We start from the raw sequence: 19,304 nt of genomic DNA on the forward strand, positions 1-19,304 counted from the left end.
CTGCAGCCAACCGTCAAAGCCGGATTTCGGCCTTGCGCGGAACACTTTTTTAATAGTTATCATTATAACTCCGCATAAAAAAGAACGGCTTCGCCCTCCGTGCAAGCGAACCGTCCCCCGTACTTTCTTATCCCATTCGGTAAAACTTGATCAATCCCGCAATAAATAACAGCAAGTAAGAGCTGCTAAGCAAGACGAACGACAGTCTCCAAACAACACGAACGAGCCTCTTGGCATCCACCTTGCCCTTCAGCCTGTTCTGCGCATTGCCAATCAGCGCAGATGCCAAAACCAGAAACAGCAATATCAGGGCAAAACCATTCACAGTTGACGCTACGACGATATCATACATGGCGGAAACGCATGCAATTAAGAAGAAAGTGGATATATCCATAGCAAACTGGATGGCCTTCTTCTGATTTCGATGAATAATGCGATGTATAAAATAAAGGATAAAAAAAGTAAAGAACGGAAGTACAGATAGTAGTGCATATATGCTCTTCAACCATTCCATCATTCGTCCATCCACCTGCCTTTCATCCGTGTCAACGATATGCGCCCCTTTCCTCCAGCGCCTTGACCATCCGGTACACCGTGCGATGCAGCGGCAAATCGAGGCGTTGCTTCTCGGCCTCTGAGAGCAGGGCGCCCGTTATGGCATCAATCTCCGTCGTTCGTCCAAGACTGACATCCTGGAGCATAGAGGATTGATTGTCCGCTGTAGCCTCGCATACTTGAACCAGCCTGGCCCACAACTGCCCGCAATCGATCGGCTTTTGCAGCATCCGCGCCAGCAGGCACGCCTCATTGGCCAATTCGCGCAACATTGCGCTGGCATGTGCAAGCTGAAGCAGCTGCCCGTTGCGGATGTGAAGGAGTGCGGTTAGCGGATTGATACACGCATTTACCAGCAATTTATTCCAAATCGCTGTATCGATATCATTCGACACATCGTTCGCAAATCCTGCCTTTCTCCACAAAGCTGCGAGCTTTTTTTCTTCATCCTTCGCCTGACCGCCAGCCAGCCTTCCCCACTCGGTCTTTCCTCTTCCGGTATGGATGACATGGCAGCCGTCGACACGCAATGCCGCCTCTGTCGTTACAGCTGCATAAAGCGACTCCCCAAGAATGGCAGCCGCTCTTTCCATGTGGCCGATGCCGTTCTGAAAGCAGATCCAGCGGGTCTGATCGCCGCAGCAATTGCGCACCTGCCTCAGCATCTCTTCGCCAAGCTGATGCTGCTTGACCATCAGCAGCACCCATTCGGGATGCAACGCCCGCTCCCGCATGCCGGCAAGCGGCTCTGCCGATACATGGACAAGGACAGACTTGCCGCTGCCTGCTTCCTTGATCGTTATGCCACGCTGCCGAATGACCTCCGCCTGCTCCGATGTGCGGGTAAGCAGCAGCACGCGGTTGCCCGCTGCCTGCAATCTCCCCGCCCAAAGCAAGCCTAAAGAGCCTGCGCCAACTATGATTACGCGCATATGCTCCCCCCTTTCCCGGGTGTTTGTTCTACTAACATAGCAAAAACAACGAACGAATGGAAATAAGCTCGCGCCAGAAAAAACAAGATCAGCCCGAGCGGAAACTAAAAAAGACGCCGGTATTCCCGTGCGTCTTCTGCTTCGTGCTTATTCGATTCTTTCGAGGTTCCCATTGGCATCCATCTTGAAGCGAGGCTTCTGCTCCTCCTGCTCCTCCGCGAGAAAGGCCATTTTGCGCGCGCGCTCCATAATCTGCAGCAATGCCTTGTAATCTTCATTAAAGGTGCCGTTCTGCTTCATATCCTCGTATTCCTCGCGAAGCTTCTTCAGCTCTTCTTCCTTATCTGCAAGCTGCTGCTCCAGCTGCTTGATCTTGCGCTCATTCTCCTGATAGCTTCCTTTCCACTGACGCAAGAAACGTATGATCGCATCCATGGACATCTGTTCTTCCGCATTCGTTCCGGCTCTTGCTGCTTCCGAACCGCTTCCGGAACGGGTCAGCTCCGAAGAGCCTGTCTGGCGTTTAAGCTGATTACGCTTTTGCCGCTGTGCCTTGGCGATTTGTATGGCCGCCTCATATTTTTTGCGCACGCAGGAGTTCCAGCGAAACCCGCATGCTGCCGCAGTTCTTCCAATCCTCTCGCCTACTTCTTCAAATGCGGAGAGCTGAGTTCCCCCATCGCGAATATGCCGCAAGGTCACCTCCGCCAAAATCAGATCGTCATCTGCTGTCCATGCATCCTGTCTAACTGCAGTCATACCTGTAACCTCCCAATCATAATAAGTAGACCTTACTTTATCTTTATGCGCATAGTAGATTTCATAGAATCTATTTTATAGTACTTATATAGCCAAAAAATCGGCCGTTCATACCTCAACTTGCACATAATTCCCCGAACATCCGGAAAAACTAGGGGGAGACCGCGTTAGTCTGATCGTCACAAAAGTTTGCGATTTCGTCATATCTCACCGTTTACAGTGCCGCATGCAACAGGTATAATGTTTCGTAGTGAATGGATAGAATCGATGATGTTGTGCAGATGAGAGGGGGATTTCACTAGTGGCAAGAATGTATCGCGTTCTCGGCTTTTGGACATTGGTCATCGGCTTAATGGCGCTGGCTGGTCATATGACTTCCATGGCGCTGCTGTTTTTTTTCCAGACCGCTGTCTTCGTGTTCCTCGGGTACATGAATTTGTCCGAGAAGGCATATATGATGATTTTCTGGGGTTACATGGCAGTATGCTTCATGGGCTTTACGTATTACACGTTCTTCCATATGAAGCCGCTTCTCGCATAAGGAATACGACCAAAACACATAAGGCCTTCCGGCATTGTTACCGGAAGGCCGTTTTCCATTTATGGGGTACTATGGTCGCTTCATTTGCGTGCTGTCATCACCTTGAACAGTTCGCTCATGCCGTCGCTCAGCAAGAGCTGGCGAATGGAGCGGTTGCGGCGTGCGGCGGCGCTGAAGGGATCCGTTCCTGCATGGGACTGCAGCTTCTCGAAGATGCCGTTGTCGACGAGAAATTGTTTCTGCGTCACAACCGTTACCTCTCGAAGCCCGGCCTCCTCGGCCGCCTGTCTGCACTGATCAAATGGCACATGGCTGGTCATATCCTGCTCGCCCGGCCAGGCAAAGGGATCATCATAAGCTTGGTGCTGCCGATAGCAAAGGAACGTCCCGTTCATTCGATGCGGACTGTACAGCTCTGCCCGGCCATCGCCATAGTCAATAGCGGTGATCCATCCCGTCGAGAGCGTCTCAGCCACACACCTGACCCACTCCAGCGCCTTCTCGTGAAATTCAAATTGCTGATGCAGCTTCCAGTTCATTCCCCAGCCCTCGATCACTTGCCTGATTCGATGATCGGCCAGCGGCTTCCAGACGCCTCCAAGAACTTGCCGTTCCTCATCCCAGCCTACCCACATTTCTTCATAGCCGTGCTCGCCGGCACGAAGCCGGCGAACCGGAAAGGCGTCCAGCAGTTCATTGGCCAGCACAATCGTAAACGGCTTGTTTGCTTGACTGATCCATTCTGCATCGGATATCCATTCACATCGGTCCGCATGCGCTTGCAGCCGCTGCGCCTGCTGGACACGATGACTCGGACTGCGCTCTATCGACATATAGCGAAGTCGTGCATACAGGCTCGGATAATCGGTTCGCAGCGTTTCCAAGATGGCCGCAGCCATTCGCCCATCGCCGCCGCCCCATTCCGCAATACAGAGCAATTCGGGGCAGCCGGCCTGCTTGTCCACGGCTGCAAAGTGAGAGGCCAACACTTCCCCCATAATTGTACCCAGATGCGCACTCGTATAAAAATCGCCAGACTTCCCCAGCTTCTCCCCGGGCCGCATGTAATAGCCGAACTCCGGATCGTATAAACAAAGATCCATATACTCTTGAAATGCCATGATCCCGTCCGGTTTTTGCAAAAGGAGCTGCCTGATTTGCTCTCGGGCGTCCGCGCGCTGATTTCCATCATTGCTCATATATTGTCTCCTTTCCCTTTTCAGATGTACCCGGTATAATGAGGGGTGAATATCATAAATATGAATCAACCATAGAATGAAGGAGATTTCGCGCTTATGTCTATGAAACCCAACGCTCTACTACCCACGATACTGCTATTTTTCACAGTGCTTCTGCTCACCGGCTGTACCCCGAAGGGCGAAAAGCTGGCAGAAGAGCTGCACGCCGCCTGGAACAACCAGCAAGCGATAACGACTCATCATATGAGCGGCAAAGCTGAACTGCAGTTGGACCTTCCCTTGGCTGATGCCGAGCAGCAACCATTAACAAGCGCGCTCCTGTATTCTCTCTTGCACAGCCAATATGCATGGCAAGGCTCAAGCGATGCGGATGCCGCCCGATTTGAGACGACTATGACGATCACGCCGGCCGCCTTGGGTGCTGCCATCCACATTCCCATATTAATAGAAGAAAACACCTTGTACTTCCATCTGCCAATGATCAACAAAGCGGACGAGTATATGGAAATTCCGATGGGCGATCAGTTTGGCGCGACCGCCGCCCAGATGCAGGGCGTGTTCGCTGAATGGCTCGCCGGGATCACTTCCAGTGTGGACGTATCCTGGCTAACGGAAGCAGAAGCCGGGCACCCGGAACACCGCCTTATTCACATGGCCATCAGCGATGAGCGGCTGCCCCTTGTCCTGAATGCCGCCGCTGACCAGTGGGATCGCATGCTGTCCCGCCTGACCGAAGCCGAACTGGACGCGTCGCTTCTTCGTGATGTCGCTCTGGGCGACTATCTCCGCAGCGCCTCATTCAGCAAGGATGGACATCTGAACGTCACGCTGGATGCGAACGGGCATATTTATGCCATCGAGCTTTTCCTTCCGTTTCTTGTCGATGGTCCAAGCGGAGAAGCTGCTGAACAGCTGATCTCCTTCCATTATACATGGGACCGGATCAATGAAGAAATCGAAAGGCTCCAGTCCAAACCTGCCCTTACCAAATCATTGGATGCCATCTATCCGCTGATCAAGTAAAGCGGCGCCGACCCAAGCAAGAAAAAACATTCATGAAATACCCGCTCTACTGATACGCTGTAGTGTAAGGAGGGGGAACACTTGGCGGTTCTACGTTCGTCCAAGCTATTCACATGGATGGCCATTGCAGCCATCATCGCGGCTGCCATCATCCCGCAGCCTGCTGCAGCAGATCCGACCGTCGATGAGCTTCACGAACTGCTGGAAAAGGACTGTCGATTCACGAAATCGACAGAGAACTGGAGCGTCTGAAGGAACGGCAATCCGCTACCCAAAGCAGGCTGCAGGAAACCCAAGTGCAAATCCGGAAGCAGGAAGCAGTCGTTGCCGAGGTTCGCCAACAATCCGGCGAAGTGCTGCGGGCTTATTATATGGGGGAACGGGACTCCATAGCGATGCTGTTCTTCTCTGCAGGCTCTTTGCAAGAGCTGCTCATGGTCTGGGATTTCGCTGAAGCGATCTTCCAAAGCGACCGCAAAAAATTAACCCGGCACCAGCAGGAGCTCGCATCCTTGAATGAGCAGCGCGAACAGCTCCGGCAAACGGAGCTGGAGCTGGCGTTTCTGCGCCATTCCCTGCTTGAGCAGCGGCAGCGGGTCATCGCGCTTCAGGCCGAGCTCGATGAAAGGCTGGCGGAACAAGCTGAAGCTCAGGCTGTTCTGGCGCAGATCGAGGCGCTGACCGAAGATTGGGACCGCATCGGACTGCCAATGTTCAATCGTTACATGAGCACACTCGCCAAGGCGATGGAAACGTTGCCGAGTTTTGTCCAGGCTCACCCGGACCACCTGAGCAAGGGCAGGGGCAGCACGTTTTCCTTCTATATGACAGATGATGAACTGAATCAGTTTCTCCAGGAATTCGACCCGATGTTTGATAACCTTCGCTTTGCTTTCGGCGATGGGAAGCTCCAGGCTTTCGGCCGGGAAGACGACACCACGATCAGCATGAGCGGACAGTATGTAGTGATGAATGAACCGGAGAATCATATCCGCTTTTTGCTGGAGCGCCTCGCCTACAACGGGTTTGCTTTGCCAGACACAACCGCCAAAGATCTCGAAGAACGCTACCATCTGGGCTTCTACCCGAAGCAGCTTATGGATGGGGTGACGATCACAGCTGTGCAGATCGAGCCAGGCAAGCTGACGATTGCAATGCAGATCAATTTCAGCCTTTGGTTTTAGGGGGCTCGCTTAATCGTTCCGCTCATCTTGCGTGAACGAGCGCTGCATAGTCTCAATTGCTTCTGCAAGGCTGCTTGCGTCCGGCCGGTCGCTATCATGCAGCAGCTCCAGTTCCCGAATCACCGCGGTTTGTTGGTGATAGAAGGAAGGGGCGGAGCGATATGCCTCCAACCGCTGCAATGCGGCTGAAATGACAGAAGCCGGTACCGGCGAGGCACCGCTGTATAAGGGGGAAGCGCTGTTGGAAACAGGGGCGCCTCCCCCTTGTTCCATTATCGCCAGTTGAAGGGAAGCGTCGTTCACAGCATTCACCCACTCGAAAGCCTCTCGTTCATATTCCGACTTGGAGGAAACGGCAAAGCTTCTTCCGGGCTGCCAGGCGCCCGACCACCCATCCTCAGACTGGGGCAGAACAGCTGCCCGCAGCGATGCACTTCCATCGAATTGATGCAGCGCCGACAAAGGGGCGGCGGCAACCATCGCTTGGCCATCGGCAACCTGCGAAAGTACCGAAGCATAAGGAGCGGCAGTGAGTCGCACTGGAAGGCTCTGACCGCCGCCTAACTTCCATTCCCATGCCTCTGCTTCTTCCTGCAGTGAATCCGCTGGGCGACTTAGCTGGAACAGCTGCGTTCCTAACGCTGTAAGCAGCATCGGATCGCGTCTCAAAAGCAGCCATTCGCCGCCTGCCGGCGAGTCGTGGCTTGCCCGGCGCGCTTCCAGCCATTCAGCCACATCCGCATAAGCGGCACCTTCAGGCCACTCCCCCTCGTCTGCGCGATAGACGAATAAGTACGGGTCTATGTCTACAGGCATTCCCCATGCAATCCCGTTCCATTCCACCTGAGCATCTACGGCACGCGAAACATGAGAAGAATCGCCATCTCCGGGTGATTGCTCCTTCACTTTGGCCAAATAGCCCGTGGCAGCAAATTCAATAATCGCGGTATTGGGAAGCAGCACGATATCTGGAATGTCTCCAGTTCTTGTGCGTTCCCGAATTTCCATGGATGCCGCCGAGGGCTCCAATCGTTCCAATGTGTAAGTATGGTGAGGCCGGCTTTCCGCATAGGCGGCATGCTTTTTTTGCAATGCCTCAAACTCGGCCTCCTGCATGGCAACGGCAATGTGCAACGCCGCGCTCCGAGTTTCCGCAGGCGGACCACTAATAGAAGGCGGACCGCTGCCTGCAGGACCATCCTGAGGCCTCGAATATTCGGTTCCCTTGAAGAATACGCCTGATACAGTAATCAGGATCATGCCAATCAGCAGGGTAAACCAGACACTCTTTCCTTTATACATAGGCGCTCGCCTCCTCCTTCATCATAGCAAATCAATGTCGTTTATTCTATAATGGCGAAAGAAAAGTTGAAGAGAAGGAGAAGAGTGCCCATGAAGCTTGCCGAGTATGTACGCCCGGCCATCGACATACAAATCCCTCAAGGAAAACGTCCCGGCTATTATGCGCAGTTCGTGAAGGAGCTGGCCGGCAATGCATGCCTGTATGACCGCGACAAAGAGTTGCTGATCGCCCAGGATGAGCATCAGCTGCAGGACATTTGCCGGGTCGTAGATCGCTACGCCTTTCCTTATGAAGCGATGCAGGTGCTCGAACTGCCCGGAAACAGCGAGTTCGGCCGCTATGCCGACGATTACGGCTTTCACTCCCGCTCTGAGCGAATGTACTTGTACCTGGATCACATTTATGCCTTTCAGCTTATCGGCGGAGAATGGACGCAGGCGCGCTTCCAGATCGACGAGTATTTGCTTGCGGCTGTGCACGAGGAGCAATCGCCGATATGGATCGTGCCTGCCGAACACCAAGATCTGATGACGGGCATTGCCAAAGCTTATGGCTGCAAGCTTGTGCCGGCGTTGACGTGAAGCTCCAATACCTGGAACCAAACAAAGAAATCGCCCTTTATGGAGGTGCCCACTCCCTCCAAAAAGAAGCGATTTCTTTGTTTGTTAGATGACGGTCCCGTCGACAGCTCGTTTATAGCAAATCGGCCGCCAGCTGGGCTAGATGCGAGCGCTCGCCCTTCTCAAGGGTAACATGACCGCTAATTTGCTCGCGCTTGAAGCGTTCTACTGTGTGCGTCAAGCCGTTGCTGGCGGAATCGAGATACGGATGGTCGATCTGCTCGGGATCGCCGAGCAGCACAATCTTGCTCCCCTCGCCGACCCGCGAGACAATCGTCTTGACCTCATGCTTCGTTAAATTTTGCGCCTCGTCAATAATGATGAACTGTCCCGGAATCGATCTGCCGCGGATATACGTGAGCGCCTCTACCTGAATGCTGCCCAGTCCGGCCAGTATCTTGTCGATGTCTCCCGGTTTCTTCGTATCGAACAGAAACTCCAAGTTGTCGTAGATCGGCTGCATCCACGGCCGCAGCTTCTCCTCCTTCTCACCGGGCAAATATCCGATATCCTTGCCCATCGGTACGACTGGCCGGGCAATAAGCAGCTTCTTGTATTTACGCTCATCCTCAACCTTCATCAATCCCGCCGCGAGCGTCAGCAGGGTTTTGCCGGTTCCTGCTTTTCCCGTCAACGTGACCAGCGAAATATCGTCGTTCAAGAGCATTTCCAGCGCCATGCGCTGCTGTGCGTTGCGGGCGCCGATCCCCCAAATTTGCTCATTGCTCAGATGAAGCGGCTCCAGGGTGCCGCCATCCTGCGAAACCTTGAGCAGAGCCGATTTATTCGATCCCATTTCATCCTTCAGGATAACAAATTCATGCGGGTTCAGCTCAATCCCGGCTTGCAAATTTTTGACGGAAAGACTCCGGTATGAATAAAAATCGTCGATGACAGAAGGGTGCACCCTGAGCGTGCAGTGTCCCGTGTACAACTCTGAATGGCTGACGATTCGGTCCGACATATAATCCTGCGCGGTCAAACCCAGCACATCCGCTTTGATGCGCACCAAGGTGTCCTTGCTTACCAGCACAACCGGTCTCGGTTCGTCCTTCTCTTGCTGCTCTACATGGTAATTGAGCGCTACCGCGAGAATCCGGTTGTCGTTCGTACTTTCAGCGAATGTCTCCTGCATCCGCATAAAGCTTCTATGATTCAATTCAACCTTGACCATGCCCCCGCTGTCCAAGGTTACACCGTCATGCAGTCGCCCTATCGCCCGAAAACTGTCCATCAATCGGGAAACATAGCGCGCATTGCGGCCAAGCTCATCGGCATTCCTCTTTTTGTTATCAATTTCCTCCAACACCACTGCAGGAATAATGACCTCATTATCCTCGAAAGCGAATACAGCATTCGGATCGTGCAGAAGCACATTCGTATCCAGAACAAAAATTTTCTTCATTTCAAGTCCCTCCGTTGGCGTTTGGTGGAAAGATACATGGATCTACCCTTTTCAGGCAACAATAATCCTAGTCAAACGGGAAAGAAAGGACGATGCATATGATGAAAATATTGCTAACTCTCCTGCTCATGATGATGTTCGTTGTTGGGTGCGCGCAAAATCGCGATCATGCAGGGCCCCCCTCTCCGCAGCAAAACAATCAAGAGATCAAGGTCCGGCAGAGCGTGCCGGAAAAACCGGAGATTAACGACCCCGAACATGTTGCAAACCGTCTGGAGGAGCTCGCAGAATCGATCCCCCGAGTGGAATCGGCAAACTGCGTTGTATTCGGCAATACGGCAATTGTAGGTATCAATGTTCCAGGGAACATGGATCGTTCCATGGTCGGCACGATTAAGTATTCCGTCGCCGAAGCGCTTCGCAAAGATCCTCACGGGGCACATGCCATTGTTACAGCAGACATCGACATTGCTTCGCGCCTGGAGGAAATCGCCGAAGATATCCGCAACGGCCACCCGGTGTCGGGCTTTGCCGATGAGTTGTCGGATATCATCGGACGCATCATGCCTCAGCTGCCCAAGGATGTCATGCCTCAGCATCACGCCCCGGCACAATCTGAAACACAGCAGCAGCTCGAGCGATAGCTTGTATAAGAAAAAAGCCCAGGCGACAATAGCGGCCTAGGCTTTTTTCATTGCGGCAAAAACCTGCTGATCGAGCTTTTCTGCCGCGCGTTTATCATAAGTTTTCTCATATTCCGGTTCTGTCGAAATACGCGCGCCATAGAACATGCCGTCGCGAACCGCTTCAATGCTTACGTCGAAGCAGGTCAGCTTAAACGGCACCTCATCCAGAGCATCCGTTACAACCGACGCTTTCCCCTGTACGATATTCACTGTGTTAGCAGCAAAAATCGTCAAGCTAACCGCCGGATTTTTCTTCATATTCTCGATTAGGCGTGAACGCTGATCCAAGGCAAAGCGTACGGTTTCGGGACTTTTCGCATAAATCCACGAAATGGCGCTGCTTGTCGGCGCTCCCGACTCCGCGTCAATCGTATGCAGCAAAGTCAGCTTTTCGAGCTGCAGCTGTGCAAATAATGCTTCATTCAGAGTCGTTGCGACATCCGTCATCCAATCGGTTCCTCCTTTACAGCATGCGCCCACCGGCGCATTCATAACAAAGATTTCCTGTCTGATCTCAGTATACCACAGCTCAGCCCTGTCTACCAGTCGACGCTTCCCCCGTCAGACTGGTCAGCGGTAGCCGCTTCATCCGCCTGTGCCGGAGGCGAAGGGTCGAGTTCCTCCTGCAGTCGGCTTATAGCGGCGTTTAACCCTTCTTCGTCCAAATAAATGTATGGGCTTCGCCAAGAGCCTTCAAGCGGGATATAGTTTATCTTATCGTTGGAAATGCCCGCATATGTCATAATTAAGCTTTTGATCTGCGTTTCCGGGATATCCGTTCGCACATTGTCCGCAATGGCGTCCAGCACGCCCCCGCCGCGCAAAATTATAGTCGGGGACTTCACTTTCTCAACAACTTTCGAAATCACTTGCTGCTGTCGCTGGTTTCGTTCGAAATCGCTCGAACCTGCCGTGCCGCAATTCGACTGGCGATAGCGGACAAAGTCGAGCGCTTCCTTGCCATCCAACTGTTGCAAGCCAGCCTTCAGATTGATATAAGTTCCGTCTGCGCGATCCCGGTAGCACATATCCTTGTCCACGTCGATCTCCAGACCGCCAAGAGCATCGACCATATCCTCGAAAGTCTTGAAATCAACAACTGACGCATAGTCGATGGGAATGGACAGCATCTCGCCAAAAATGGTTTTTACTTCCTGAAATACCGTATCCTTGTTGTCGTTGTAGGCTGCCGCATAAAAGTAATTCGCTTTGTGTGGTCTCCAGCCTGTCGGATCCACGTATGTATCCCGCGGGATTGAAACGATCGTGGCTGTTTTTCGATCCGGATTCAAGGCAAGCACCATGATGACATCCGTATTCAACAACCCCAGCCCCTCGCGCGCATCGATTCCCAGAAGCAAGATCGAAATCGGCTTCTGCGAAGCCAGTTCTTCCTTCGGCACCTCGACATTCAGACCAACCGAGATGTCTCCGACCACTTCCTCCAATTTCAAGTAGTAATAGCCTGCGGTGATCCCGCCTGCCAGCAGCAAAGCGAGAAACAGACCCAATATGGCCATGCGAATGGGCGACCTCTTCTTGGGAGGCTTCTTCATTTTTTTCTTGCCCTTGGTGCGGGGCGGCAACGGATTTTCAAGTTCACTCATCCGGTTTCATCTCCACTTTTCACAATTAGTCCCGTTGTTTACTGGTTGTACTTCGGCTCAGCCTGGATATCTGTCAGCAGCTTTTCGGCCATTTCCCTCGGAAAACGCATAGTCTGCATGCTGCCAGCCTTGTCCCGATAGTTAACCTCTATCGTCTCTTCATCTGCCGCCTTCATATCCAGTTCGTCCAGCTCGTGATCTTCATGCAAGATTTCCTCGAAAAAAGCAAGCGTTTCGCCTGCTGCCCAGTCATCGGGACGGGCAGCGGCGACAATCTTCATTTGCAGCCAATTAAACAAGGCATCCTGCAGCTTCATACGTTTTTGCCCCCGCCTGCTTCCGAGCCTTTCCGCCGTTCCTCTACCCAATATCTTACCCGAACCGTAAACATGAGCAGAACAGCTACAGTCAAGCTGTACAAAATCGGCAGCCCCGCGTCCACCTGGAAAATCAGCAGCAGGAAGGCACCCGCCAGCATAATGGCGTAAACGATCAAGTCCTTTAAGATCGGAAGCTTCCTTACGCGGAAAACCTTATTATAAATATAGGACAAAAAAAGAAAAATCAAGATCCACGTGACCCAATTCGGCAGCGCCAGCCCCAAATAACGCTCCTTGTCCGTCAAAAATGCGCTCCAGTCAAATGCCGGAATTTCCACTTCGTTGGCCGCATTTGTCGGCACACTCTCCTGCATGCTGATCAGTCTCCTTCCCGCAGTGGTATGGCCGTATCCCGCCTACACGCCGGACTTCGAAAGCTTCCTTTGCTTTTCCGCTCTTTCCCGTTCGTTCTTGTTCAGGATTTTTTTGCGGAGGCGAATCGACTTCGGCGTAATCTCGCAATACTCGTCATCGTTCAAATATTCCAGCGCCTGCTCCAGCGACAGAATGCGAGGCGTCTTCATCTTGACGGTCTCTTCCTTCGTAGCGGAGCGCACGTTGGTCAACTGCTTTTCCTTGCATATATTGACGATAATATCGTTGTCGCGGTTGTGTTCACCGACGATCATGCCTTCGTATACCTCGGTTCCCGGATGAACAAACAGGATGCCGCGGTCCTCTACACTCATCATGCCATATTGGGTGGAAGTGCCTGTTTCGCTGGAAACGAGCACGCCCTCATGCCTGCCCCCAACATCTTGACCGAAATACGGCGCATACTTGTCAAAAGCGTGGTTCATGATGCCATATCCCCGCGTCATTGTCAGGAAAGCGGTGCGGTATCCGATTAATCCGCGTGCCGGAATCAAAAATTCCAGGCGAACCTGACCATTGCCGTTGTTGATCATGTTGACCATCTCGGCTTTGCGTGTTCCCAGGCTTTCCATTACAGCTCCCATGCTCTCTTCCGGAACGTCGATCAACAGACGCTCGACCGGCTCGGAGCGCACGCCGTCGATCTCCTTGATGATGACCTCGGGCTTGGATACCTGCAGCTCATATCCTTCTCTGCGCATATTCTCAATCAGGATGCCCAAGTGAAGCTCCCCGCGTCCGGACACAATGAATGCGTCCGGGCTGTCCGTAGGATCGACACGCAAGCTCACGTCAGTCTCAAGCTCCTTATACAGCCTTTCCTGCAGCTTGCGGGATGTGACCCACTTGCCTTCCCGGCCCGCAAACGGACTGTTGTTGACAGCAAACGTCATCTGCATGGTCGGTTCGTCAATCTTAAGCACTTCCAGCGCTTCCGGATGCTGAGGATCGGCAATCGTTTCGCCGATGTTGATTTCCTTAATGCCGGCAATCGCAATAATATCTCCAGCGCCGGCTTCTTCCATCTCGACACGCTTCAACCCCTGAAAGCCGAACAGCTTCTCAACGCGCGCCTGCTTCGTCTGGCCGTCACGATTCATGACAGCCACGCTTTGGCCTTGGCGAACCGTTCCCCGGTTGACCCGGCCGATCGCGATGCGGCCCAGGTATTCATTATAGTCCAGCAGCGTAACCTGGAATTGCAGCGGCTCCTCCGGATTTTCGGTCGGTGCGGGAATGTGCTCGACGATTTTGTCGAACAGCGGCTCCATCGTCGACTGCAACTCGGACGGACTCAGTCCGCTTATCCCTTGCAGGCCGGATGCATATACGACCGGGAACTCAAGTTGATCATCATTCGCTTCCAGCTCAATGAAGAGCTCCAATACCTCATCGATTACTTCCTCCGGACGGGCATTCGGTCGGTCAATCTTGTTGACGACGACAATCGGCGTCAACTTTTGCTCCAGCGCTTTGCGCAGAACGAACTTCGTCTGCGGCATGCAGCCTTCGAAAGCGTCGACGACGAGCAAGACGCCGTCCACCATTTTCATAATGCGCTCCACCTCGCCGCCAAAATCGGCGTGACCCGGTGTATCTACGATATTGATCAAGTGATCTTTATAAGAAATCGCCGTATTCTTAGCCAGAATCGTAATGCCTCTCTCACGTTCCAGATCATTAGAATCCATTGCCCGTTCCTGAATCGCTTCGTTGTCCCTGAATTGGCCTGATTGCTGAAGCAGGCGGTCAACCAATGTCGTTTTGCCATGATCGACGTGAGCAATGATGGCGATATTCCTGATTTTTTCCCGATTATGCATGTGTATTTATACAATCCTTTCATATGGGCTGCTTGTATCCATAAAAGAAGCGTCGGAACCGATGCGCCGACGCTTGACAATTCAAGTTTTATTATAAGGTTCGGATATGTAAATTGCAACTGTCCTTTCCTTGGAATCTTCAGAACCTCGGCCGCCTGAACATCATGAATGCACCTACCAATATTAGCGCGACCGCTACAAAATAAATGCCGGATGTAAACAGGACAGTAAAGGTAAAGAACACCGCAGCAAGCACCCCTAAAATAATCGCTGCGGTCAGCACGCCCTTCGGATGCTCGTTGTCGAATAAATAAAATTCGTACAAGCCGATGGCGACTGCCAGAATAAAGCCCGGCCATAACCAAGCCATATGGTGCCAGCCGAAAAAATTACAAATAAAAAACAGGATCGAAACGGTGACCAATATTCCCCCGGGAATGAGCACGCCCGACGGCATCATTCTGGAGAAATAGAAAAAATGAAACAACAATCCCGGCACCAGCACAAACAGAGGCCATAACATGCCGATCGCAAACGAAAATACGCCGGTTTTGCCCAGCAAGATCACAATGCCAAGCAGGATAATGAGCAAACCTACCGAATATTGACGATTTCGCATATGACATCCTCCTCAACCATCTTCCTTACAGTGTACTGGAAAACAGCGAGAAATGCCATATGCAGGCGAAAAAGTTACAAGGCGTTTCGTCCTTTGTGCCACAATCCGACGCCAATCGCCAGACTGGTGAACAAGAGCGGCACCAGCCACAGGGCCGACGCATGGAACTGCAGCAGCTGCGGCTGCACGATCGGGTCCTCTACCATCATTTTTCCTGCCGTGTATCCCAATATCGCCGCGCCAAGCAGAACAAGCACGGGATAGCGGTTCATCCAACGCATAATAAGCGAGCTCCCCCAGATAATGAGCGGAATGCTCATGGCGATGCCTGCAATGAGCAGAGTCATGTTGCCGTTAGCCAATGCCGCCACTGCCAGCACATTATCCAGACTCATGATGAAATCCGCCATAATAATGGTCCAGATCGCGCCGCTCAATGAGCCTGCCTGCCGAACCGTCGAGACGCCGCCATGGTCGGTCAGCAGCTTGATTGCGATATAGAGCAGAAGCAGGGATCCTACAGCCCGGATTAACGGAATATCGAGCAGGACAACTGCGCCTGCGGTCAACAACAAGCGGAGCGCTACAGCACCGCCAGCTCCCCACCATACTGCTTTGGTCCTGTGCTCGGGCGGCAAGTTTTTGCAGGCCATCGCTATGACGACTGCATTATCTCCGCTCAGCACCATGTTGATCAGCAGCATCTGAGAAAACAACACTAGCTCCTCCAATGTTTTGGACCACCTCCCTTGTACTGCTATATGTCCAAACCTTGCAGGTTATGAGTGTTGTCCATAAAGAATAAAGTGGCAGGAGGCGGCAAATCATTCGAGGATGTCCTCTTGACGAACGGATGTCCGCGTGCATATAATGAGTAAAAATACATAGGCTGGTAATCTCAATTTCCCAAAGGGGAGTAGCGTCAACAGCAAAGTCGTCATTACGGGTCAGTGACCCCGGCTTTGTTGGCAACATGCTCGTTGTGTTGTTCGCAAGACCTTTGCCATGATTTTTCCGTGGTGAAGGTCTTTTTTGATGCGCGGAAAAGGAGCCTAAATCAAAAGTGGAGGAAGAGAAACATGTGGGATTTTATTTCTGCGTTGGCTATCATCATCTTTATCGACCTTATCTTGGCCGGCGACAATGCGATCGTCATCGCCATGGCCGCTCGCAAATTGCCAAAGGAAAAACAGAGGGTCGTCATCTTGTGGGGAACGTTCGGGGCCATCGCGATTCGCGCTGCCGCTACATTGCTGATGGTAAGCTTGCTGAACTTGCCGTGGCTCATGCTGGCAGGCGGGCTCCTGTTGGTTTGGATCGCCTACAAGCTGCTTGTCGGGGACGACGAGCATGAAGTGAAGGCGCAGGACAGTATATTCGGCGCTATTCGAACAATCATTATTGCCGATGCGGCAATGGGGATTGACAACGTGATCGCCGTCGCAGGCGCTGCGGAAGGCGAACATCAATATTTGCTCGTGATCATCGGGCTGTTGATCAGCATTCCGATCATCATCTGGGGCAGCACCTTGTTCGTCAAGCTGATCAACAAATATTCCTGGATTTTGTATATCGGCGGCGGCGTGCTCGCTTACACAGCTGCGAAGATGATTACCGGCGAACGCAAGCTGGCCGGAGTATTTGACAATGCCTGGATCAAGTACGGCTTCGACGCCTTGGTTATTCTCGGCGTGTTAGGCATCGGGTATTTGGTGAAATCCCGCCGGGCCGCCAGAGCGGCGGCCGCCGCAGAATCTACCGCTGCGGAATGAGTGCCGACGGTCATCGGCCCTAGAACAAACGCTCCCATTCACCGAGCTTTTGCTCCTGGGGCCGGATGACTTTGGTTTCCACCGCCTCAATGGCTTGGTCGATATAATCATCCAGCCAATCCATCGACCGCTCCAATTGACGAATGACCTTCATGTTCGGATTGGTGCTGGGCGATTTAGGCAAGAATACCGTACAGCAATCCTCATAGGGAAGAATCGAGGTCTCATAGGTGCCGATCTGTTCGGATATGCGGATAATTTCTTCCTTTTCCATCATGATCAGCGGCCTCAGGATGGGCAAAGTCGTCACCTGTTCGATCGCATACAAACTGGACAGCGTCTGGCTGGCTACCTGGCCCAAATTCTCTCCCGTCACGATCGCCTTGGCATCGTTCGCATGCGCAAGCTTCTCTGTAATGCGAAACATGATACGCCGCATTAGCGTGATGAGCAAATTATCGTTGCTCTCCTGCTTCAGACGAACTTGTATATCGGTAAAAGGCACTAGGTGAAGGGTTACTTCATCCACATAATCGGCAAGCGTTCGAGCCAAGTCAATGACCTTTTGCTTGGCTCTTTCGCTTGTATAAGGGTAACTGTGAAAATGTACAGCCTCTACGCGAAGTCCTCGCTTCATGGCCAGCCAACCGGCTACTGGGCTGTCGATCCCCCCTGACAGCATGAGCATGCCCTTGCCATTTGATCCCGCGGGAAATCCCTTAAGCCCTTTCTCAATTTGAGAATAGACGAAGACGCCCTCAGGGCGAATTTCTACCCAGAGCTGGACTTCCGGTTCTCGGACATCCACTTTTAGTCCGGGCATGTTCTTCAGCACATAGCCGCCAACCAGATGGTTCATTTTTTGCGAATCATGCGGATAAGATTTGTCCGCTCTCCTTGCGGTCACCTTGAATGTCCGCGGTTCCGGATCATACTGCTTCATTACGGCCAGCGCAGCCTCGCGAATGTTCTCCAGCTGCTGGTCGGTGCGCAGCACCGGGCTGAAGGAGTAGATGCCAAATACCCGCTTCAAAGCCGCTGAGACCCCTTCGTACGCTTCACCATTCAAAGCTATAAGCGCCCGTCCAAATGTATGCTCGATCGCCGATTTCGGAAAAGCTTCGAGCTTGCGCTTCATATCCTTGACCAGCTGCTGCTCGAATCTGGTTCGATTTCTGCCCTTCAGTGTGACCTCGCCGAACCGGACTAGTATATATTGCGGTCTCATGCGTTCGTTCCCCCTGTCTGCAGTCCTTCATAAATGGTTCCGCACGAGCGGGCCAGCGCGCGTACCTCCTCAACGGTATGCTCAGGCGACAGGCTGATGCGGATCGCCGTCCCCGCCACCTGCTCATCGGCCCCCATCGCTCTCAAGATGCGGCTCGTTTTGGCATAGCGGGAGGAGCATGCGGACTGCGTGGATACATAATACCCCTCGCTCTCAAGCGCGTGAAGCATCACCTCCGACTTTACGCCAGGGAAAGAAATGTTGACGATATGCGGTGCGCCGCGGTCCGGTACGGCCGGACTATTCAGCACACAACCGTTCATATTCATAAGTTCGCGTATGAGTTCTTCCTTCAATGCTTGCAGCTGCGGAATGTGTGTGCTCATACCTTCCATCGTCATCCGAACCGCCTTCGCGGTCCCGACGATCAACGGCACGTTCTCCGTACCTGGCCGCACCCCTCTTTCTTGAGCGCCTCCGTTCAGGAGCGGCTGCAAAAGAAGACCTTCCCTGGCATAAAGCAGCCCAATCCCTTTCGGCCCCCGCAACTTATGGGCGGATATTGTTGCCAGATCGACCCCCCACTTTTTCGGAAAAACGGGACTCTGCCGATGCCTTGTACGGCGTCTACGTGAAATGCCGTTTTCGGCCGGGCTTTGAGCCGGCTGCCGATTTGCTCGACTGGCTGGATCGCGCCTGTCTCATTATTGACCAGCATGACGCTGACCAGCACTGTATCCTCCCGCACAGCGGCCATCACCTCATCGGCATGGACAATGCCATCTTTGCCGGGCGGAACATAAGAGACTTCAAATCCTTCCCGCTCCAGCTGCCGGAAGGCTTCATGTACGGAAGCATGCTCAATGGCCGTTGTGACCAGATGCCTTCCCCTATCCTGAAATGTGCGTGCTGTTCCTTTCACCGCCAGGTTATTGCTTTCCGTTCCGCCAGAAGTAAATAATATCGTTTGCGCCGGTACCCCGAGCGATTGTCCGATAACTTCCCTGGACCGGGAAACCAGCTGCTCGGCTTGCATGCCCAAGCGGTGCAGGGATGACGGATTGCCGAAGTGCTTGAGCATCACTTCCCCTATTGCTTCCACCACTTCGGGGTACGGCGGTGTCGTGGCGCTATGGTCAAAGTATCCCCTCACGTGTATGCGACTCCCTTTTGTCGGTTAGAATCTCTCACGATTGTACAATGTTTTCCGTATCGTGACAATAAAACGAAGGGGACTTTCCGCGAACCGTGTCAGGCTCTGGCGGATAAGTCCCCATTCAAGGCTGGCTTGGG

At 52.8% G+C, this 19,304-nt stretch carries 21 protein-coding genes and 1 pseudogene; 7 read left to right on the top strand and 15 right to left on the bottom strand.

Features of this window, described 5'->3' with window-relative positions; genetic code table 11:
• Positions 1-127 precede the first annotated feature (127 nt).
• The 3 genes from XYCOK13_RS04000 to XYCOK13_RS04010 all read right to left on the bottom strand — a co-directional run bounded on the left by XYCOK13_RS04000 (position 128) and on the right by XYCOK13_RS04010 (position 2,246).
• Positions 128-517 (bottom strand): DUF3397 domain-containing protein, encoded by a 390-nt coding sequence (locus tag XYCOK13_RS04000; RefSeq protein WP_244864982.1) that lies wholly within the window; start codon positions 515-517, stop codon positions 128-130.
• Between the two features lie 28 nt (positions 518-545).
• Entirely contained in the window at positions 546-1,487 is a 942-nt protein-coding gene (locus XYCOK13_RS04005; RefSeq protein ID WP_213410595.1) for a ketopantoate reductase family protein, read from the bottom strand.
• Positions 1,488-1,634: 147 nt separating this feature from the next.
• Entirely contained in the window at positions 1,635-2,246 is a 612-nt protein-coding gene (locus XYCOK13_RS04010; protein ID WP_213410596.1) for an RsfA family transcriptional regulator, read from the bottom strand.
• Between the two features lie 301 nt (positions 2,247-2,547).
• On the opposite strand from XYCOK13_RS04010, the gene XYCOK13_RS04015 reads away from it, so the two are divergent.
• Positions 2,548-2,787: a DUF2626 family protein gene (locus tag XYCOK13_RS04015; RefSeq protein ID WP_213410597.1), complete on the top strand. Its 240-nt coding sequence runs from the start codon at positions 2,548-2,550 to the stop codon at positions 2,785-2,787.
• 80 nt (positions 2,788-2,867) lie between these two features.
• Here XYCOK13_RS04015 and XYCOK13_RS04020 read toward each other — a convergent pair whose 3' ends face one another.
• Positions 2,868-3,986 carry a class I SAM-dependent methyltransferase gene (locus tag XYCOK13_RS04020; protein WP_213410598.1) on the bottom strand — a complete coding sequence of 373 codons (1,119 nt, stop codon included), beginning with the start codon at positions 3,984-3,986 and terminating at the stop codon, positions 2,868-2,870.
• 96 nt (positions 3,987-4,082) lie between these two features.
• Between XYCOK13_RS04020 and XYCOK13_RS04025 the strand changes: the two genes are divergently transcribed.
• The 3 genes from XYCOK13_RS04025 (at position 4,083) to XYCOK13_RS04035 (ending at position 6,193) form a co-directional block, all read left to right on the top strand.
• A complete protein-coding gene (locus XYCOK13_RS04025) occupies positions 4,083-5,009 on the top strand; it encodes a hypothetical protein (protein WP_213410599.1) in 927 nt (308 codons plus the stop codon).
• Positions 5,010-5,090: 81 nt separating this feature from the next.
• Positions 5,091-5,261: a hypothetical protein gene (locus XYCOK13_RS04030; RefSeq protein WP_213410600.1), complete on the top strand. Its 171-nt coding sequence runs from the start codon at positions 5,091-5,093 to the stop codon at positions 5,259-5,261.
• A gap of 44 nt (positions 5,262-5,305) precedes the next feature.
• Positions 5,306-6,193 carry a hypothetical protein gene (locus XYCOK13_RS04035; protein WP_213410601.1) on the top strand — a complete coding sequence of 296 codons (888 nt, stop codon included), beginning with the start codon at positions 5,306-5,308 and terminating at the stop codon, positions 6,191-6,193.
• A gap of 9 nt (positions 6,194-6,202) precedes the next feature.
• On the opposite strand, the gene XYCOK13_RS04040 is transcribed toward XYCOK13_RS04035, so the two are convergent.
• Entirely contained in the window at positions 6,203-7,495 is a 1,293-nt protein-coding gene (locus tag XYCOK13_RS04040; RefSeq protein WP_213410602.1) for a type 2 periplasmic-binding domain-containing protein, read from the bottom strand.
• Between the two features lie 90 nt (positions 7,496-7,585).
• On the opposite strand from XYCOK13_RS04040, the gene XYCOK13_RS04045 reads away from it, so the two are divergent.
• The gene (locus XYCOK13_RS04045) at positions 7,586-8,077 is read left to right on the top strand and encodes a hypothetical protein (RefSeq protein WP_213410603.1); all 492 of its coding nucleotides are present in this window, start codon (positions 7,586-7,588) and stop codon (positions 8,075-8,077) included.
• 112 nt (positions 8,078-8,189) lie between these two features.
• Here XYCOK13_RS04045 and XYCOK13_RS04050 read toward each other — a convergent pair whose 3' ends face one another.
• Positions 8,190-9,521, bottom strand: a complete 1,332-nt coding sequence (locus XYCOK13_RS04050) for a PhoH family protein (RefSeq protein ID WP_213410604.1) — start codon at positions 9,519-9,521, stop codon at positions 8,190-8,192.
• A 98-nt stretch (positions 9,522-9,619) separates the two neighbouring features.
• On the opposite strand from XYCOK13_RS04050, the gene XYCOK13_RS04055 reads away from it, so the two are divergent.
• The gene (locus XYCOK13_RS04055; protein ID WP_213410605.1) at positions 9,620-10,165 is read left to right on the top strand and encodes a YhcN/YlaJ family sporulation lipoprotein; all 546 of its coding nucleotides are present in this window, start codon (positions 9,620-9,622) and stop codon (positions 10,163-10,165) included.
• Between the two features lie 36 nt (positions 10,166-10,201).
• Here XYCOK13_RS04055 and XYCOK13_RS04060 read toward each other — a convergent pair whose 3' ends face one another.
• The 7 genes from XYCOK13_RS04060 to XYCOK13_RS04090 all read right to left on the bottom strand — a co-directional run bounded on the left by XYCOK13_RS04060 (position 10,202) and on the right by XYCOK13_RS04090 (position 15,742).
• The gene (locus XYCOK13_RS04060; protein WP_213410606.1) at positions 10,202-10,654 is read right to left on the bottom strand and encodes a pyridoxamine 5'-phosphate oxidase family protein; all 453 of its coding nucleotides are present in this window, start codon (positions 10,652-10,654) and stop codon (positions 10,202-10,204) included.
• Positions 10,655-10,746: 92 nt separating this feature from the next.
• On the bottom strand, positions 10,747-11,814 hold the full coding sequence (locus XYCOK13_RS04065) for an LCP family protein (RefSeq protein ID WP_213410607.1): 1,068 nt from the start codon (positions 11,812-11,814) through the stop codon (positions 10,747-10,749).
• Between the two features lie 38 nt (positions 11,815-11,852).
• Positions 11,853-12,131 (bottom strand): hypothetical protein, encoded by a 279-nt coding sequence (locus tag XYCOK13_RS04070; protein ID WP_213410608.1) that lies wholly within the window; start codon positions 12,129-12,131, stop codon positions 11,853-11,855.
• A complete protein-coding gene (locus XYCOK13_RS04075; protein WP_213410609.1) occupies positions 12,128-12,508 on the bottom strand; it encodes a YlaH-like family protein in 381 nt (126 codons plus the stop codon). The genes XYCOK13_RS04070 and XYCOK13_RS04075 overlap by 4 nt, the downstream gene beginning before the upstream one ends.
• A gap of 42 nt (positions 12,509-12,550) precedes the next feature.
• On the bottom strand, positions 12,551-14,392 hold the full coding sequence (gene typA, locus XYCOK13_RS04080; protein ID WP_213410610.1) for a translational GTPase TypA: 1,842 nt from the start codon (positions 14,390-14,392) through the stop codon (positions 12,551-12,553).
• A 139-nt stretch (positions 14,393-14,531) separates the two neighbouring features.
• Complete coding sequence (locus XYCOK13_RS04085) at positions 14,532-15,011, bottom strand: hypothetical protein (protein ID WP_213410611.1); 480 nt, start codon at positions 15,009-15,011, stop codon at positions 14,532-14,534.
• Between the two features lie 74 nt (positions 15,012-15,085).
• Positions 15,086-15,742: a TerC family protein gene (locus tag XYCOK13_RS04090; RefSeq protein ID WP_244864983.1), complete on the bottom strand. Its 657-nt coding sequence runs from the start codon at positions 15,740-15,742 to the stop codon at positions 15,086-15,088.
• A gap of 348 nt (positions 15,743-16,090) precedes the next feature.
• On the opposite strand from XYCOK13_RS04090, the gene XYCOK13_RS04095 reads away from it, so the two are divergent.
• Positions 16,091-16,783, top strand: coding sequence for a TerC family protein (locus XYCOK13_RS04095; RefSeq protein WP_213410612.1), 693 nt, complete (start codon positions 16,091-16,093; stop codon positions 16,781-16,783).
• Positions 16,784-16,802: 19 nt separating this feature from the next.
• On the opposite strand, the gene thiI is transcribed toward XYCOK13_RS04095, so the two are convergent.
• Together thiI and XYCOK13_RS22305 are read right to left on the bottom strand one after the other, a co-directional pair.
• Entirely contained in the window at positions 16,803-18,011 is a 1,209-nt protein-coding gene (gene thiI / locus XYCOK13_RS04100; RefSeq protein ID WP_213410613.1) for a tRNA uracil 4-sulfurtransferase ThiI, read from the bottom strand.
• Positions 18,008-19,164, bottom strand: a pseudogene (locus tag XYCOK13_RS22305) (cysteine desulfurase family protein). The gene thiI and the pseudogene XYCOK13_RS22305 overlap by 4 nt, the downstream one beginning before the upstream one ends.
• Positions 19,165-19,304: the final 140 nt, after the last annotated feature.

The organism is Xylanibacillus composti, from assembly GCF_018403685.1.
GTDB classification, from domain to species: Bacteria; Bacillota; Bacilli; order Paenibacillales; family K13; genus Xylanibacillus; species Xylanibacillus composti.

What these genes read in the sequence shown, in the direction of transcription:
- XYCOK13_RS04070 (WP_213410608.1), bottom strand. Translation starts at nt 12,131, where the DNA reads ATGAAGCTGCAGGATGCCTTGTTTAATTGGCTGCAAATGAAGATTGTC.
- XYCOK13_RS04040 (WP_213410602.1), bottom strand. Translation starts at nt 7,495, where the DNA reads ATGTATAAAGGAAAGAGTGTCTGGTTTACCCTGCTGATTGGCATGATC.
- XYCOK13_RS04095 (WP_213410612.1), top strand. Translation starts at nt 16,091, where the DNA reads ATGTGGGATTTTATTTCTGCGTTGGCTATCATCATCTTTATCGACCTT.
- XYCOK13_RS04005 (WP_213410595.1), bottom strand. Translation starts at nt 1,487, where the DNA reads ATGCGCGTAATCATAGTTGGCGCAGGCTCTTTAGGCTTGCTTTGGGCG.
- XYCOK13_RS04025 (WP_213410599.1), top strand. Translation starts at nt 4,083, where the DNA reads ATGTCTATGAAACCCAACGCTCTACTACCCACGATACTGCTATTTTTC.
- XYCOK13_RS04020 (WP_213410598.1), bottom strand. Translation starts at nt 3,986, where the DNA reads ATGAGCAATGATGGAAATCAGCGCGCGGACGCCCGAGAGCAAATCAGG.
- XYCOK13_RS04055 (WP_213410605.1), top strand. Translation starts at nt 9,620, where the DNA reads ATGATGAAAATATTGCTAACTCTCCTGCTCATGATGATGTTCGTTGTT.
- XYCOK13_RS04060 (WP_213410606.1), bottom strand. Translation starts at nt 10,654, where the DNA reads ATGACGGATGTCGCAACGACTCTGAATGAAGCATTATTTGCACAGCTG.
- XYCOK13_RS04045 (WP_213410603.1), top strand. Translation starts at nt 7,586, where the DNA reads ATGAAGCTTGCCGAGTATGTACGCCCGGCCATCGACATACAAATCCCT.
- XYCOK13_RS04085 (WP_213410611.1), bottom strand. Translation starts at nt 15,011, where the DNA reads ATGCGAAATCGTCAATATTCGGTAGGTTTGCTCATTATCCTGCTTGGC.
- XYCOK13_RS04010 (WP_213410596.1), bottom strand. Translation starts at nt 2,246, where the DNA reads ATGACTGCAGTTAGACAGGATGCATGGACAGCAGATGACGATCTGATT.
- XYCOK13_RS04065 (WP_213410607.1), bottom strand. Translation starts at nt 11,814, where the DNA reads ATGAGTGAACTTGAAAATCCGTTGCCGCCCCGCACCAAGGGCAAGAAA.
- XYCOK13_RS04000 (WP_244864982.1), bottom strand. Translation starts at nt 517, where the DNA reads ATGATGGAATGGTTGAAGAGCATATATGCACTACTATCTGTACTTCCG.
- thiI (WP_213410613.1), bottom strand. Translation starts at nt 18,011, where the DNA reads ATGAGACCGCAATATATACTAGTCCGGTTCGGCGAGGTCACACTGAAG.
- XYCOK13_RS04075 (WP_213410609.1), bottom strand. Translation starts at nt 12,508, where the DNA reads ATGCAGGAGAGTGTGCCGACAAATGCGGCCAACGAAGTGGAAATTCCG.
- XYCOK13_RS04050 (WP_213410604.1), bottom strand. Translation starts at nt 9,521, where the DNA reads ATGAAGAAAATTTTTGTTCTGGATACGAATGTGCTTCTGCACGATCCG.
- typA (WP_213410610.1), bottom strand. Translation starts at nt 14,392, where the DNA reads ATGCATAATCGGGAAAAAATCAGGAATATCGCCATCATTGCTCACGTC.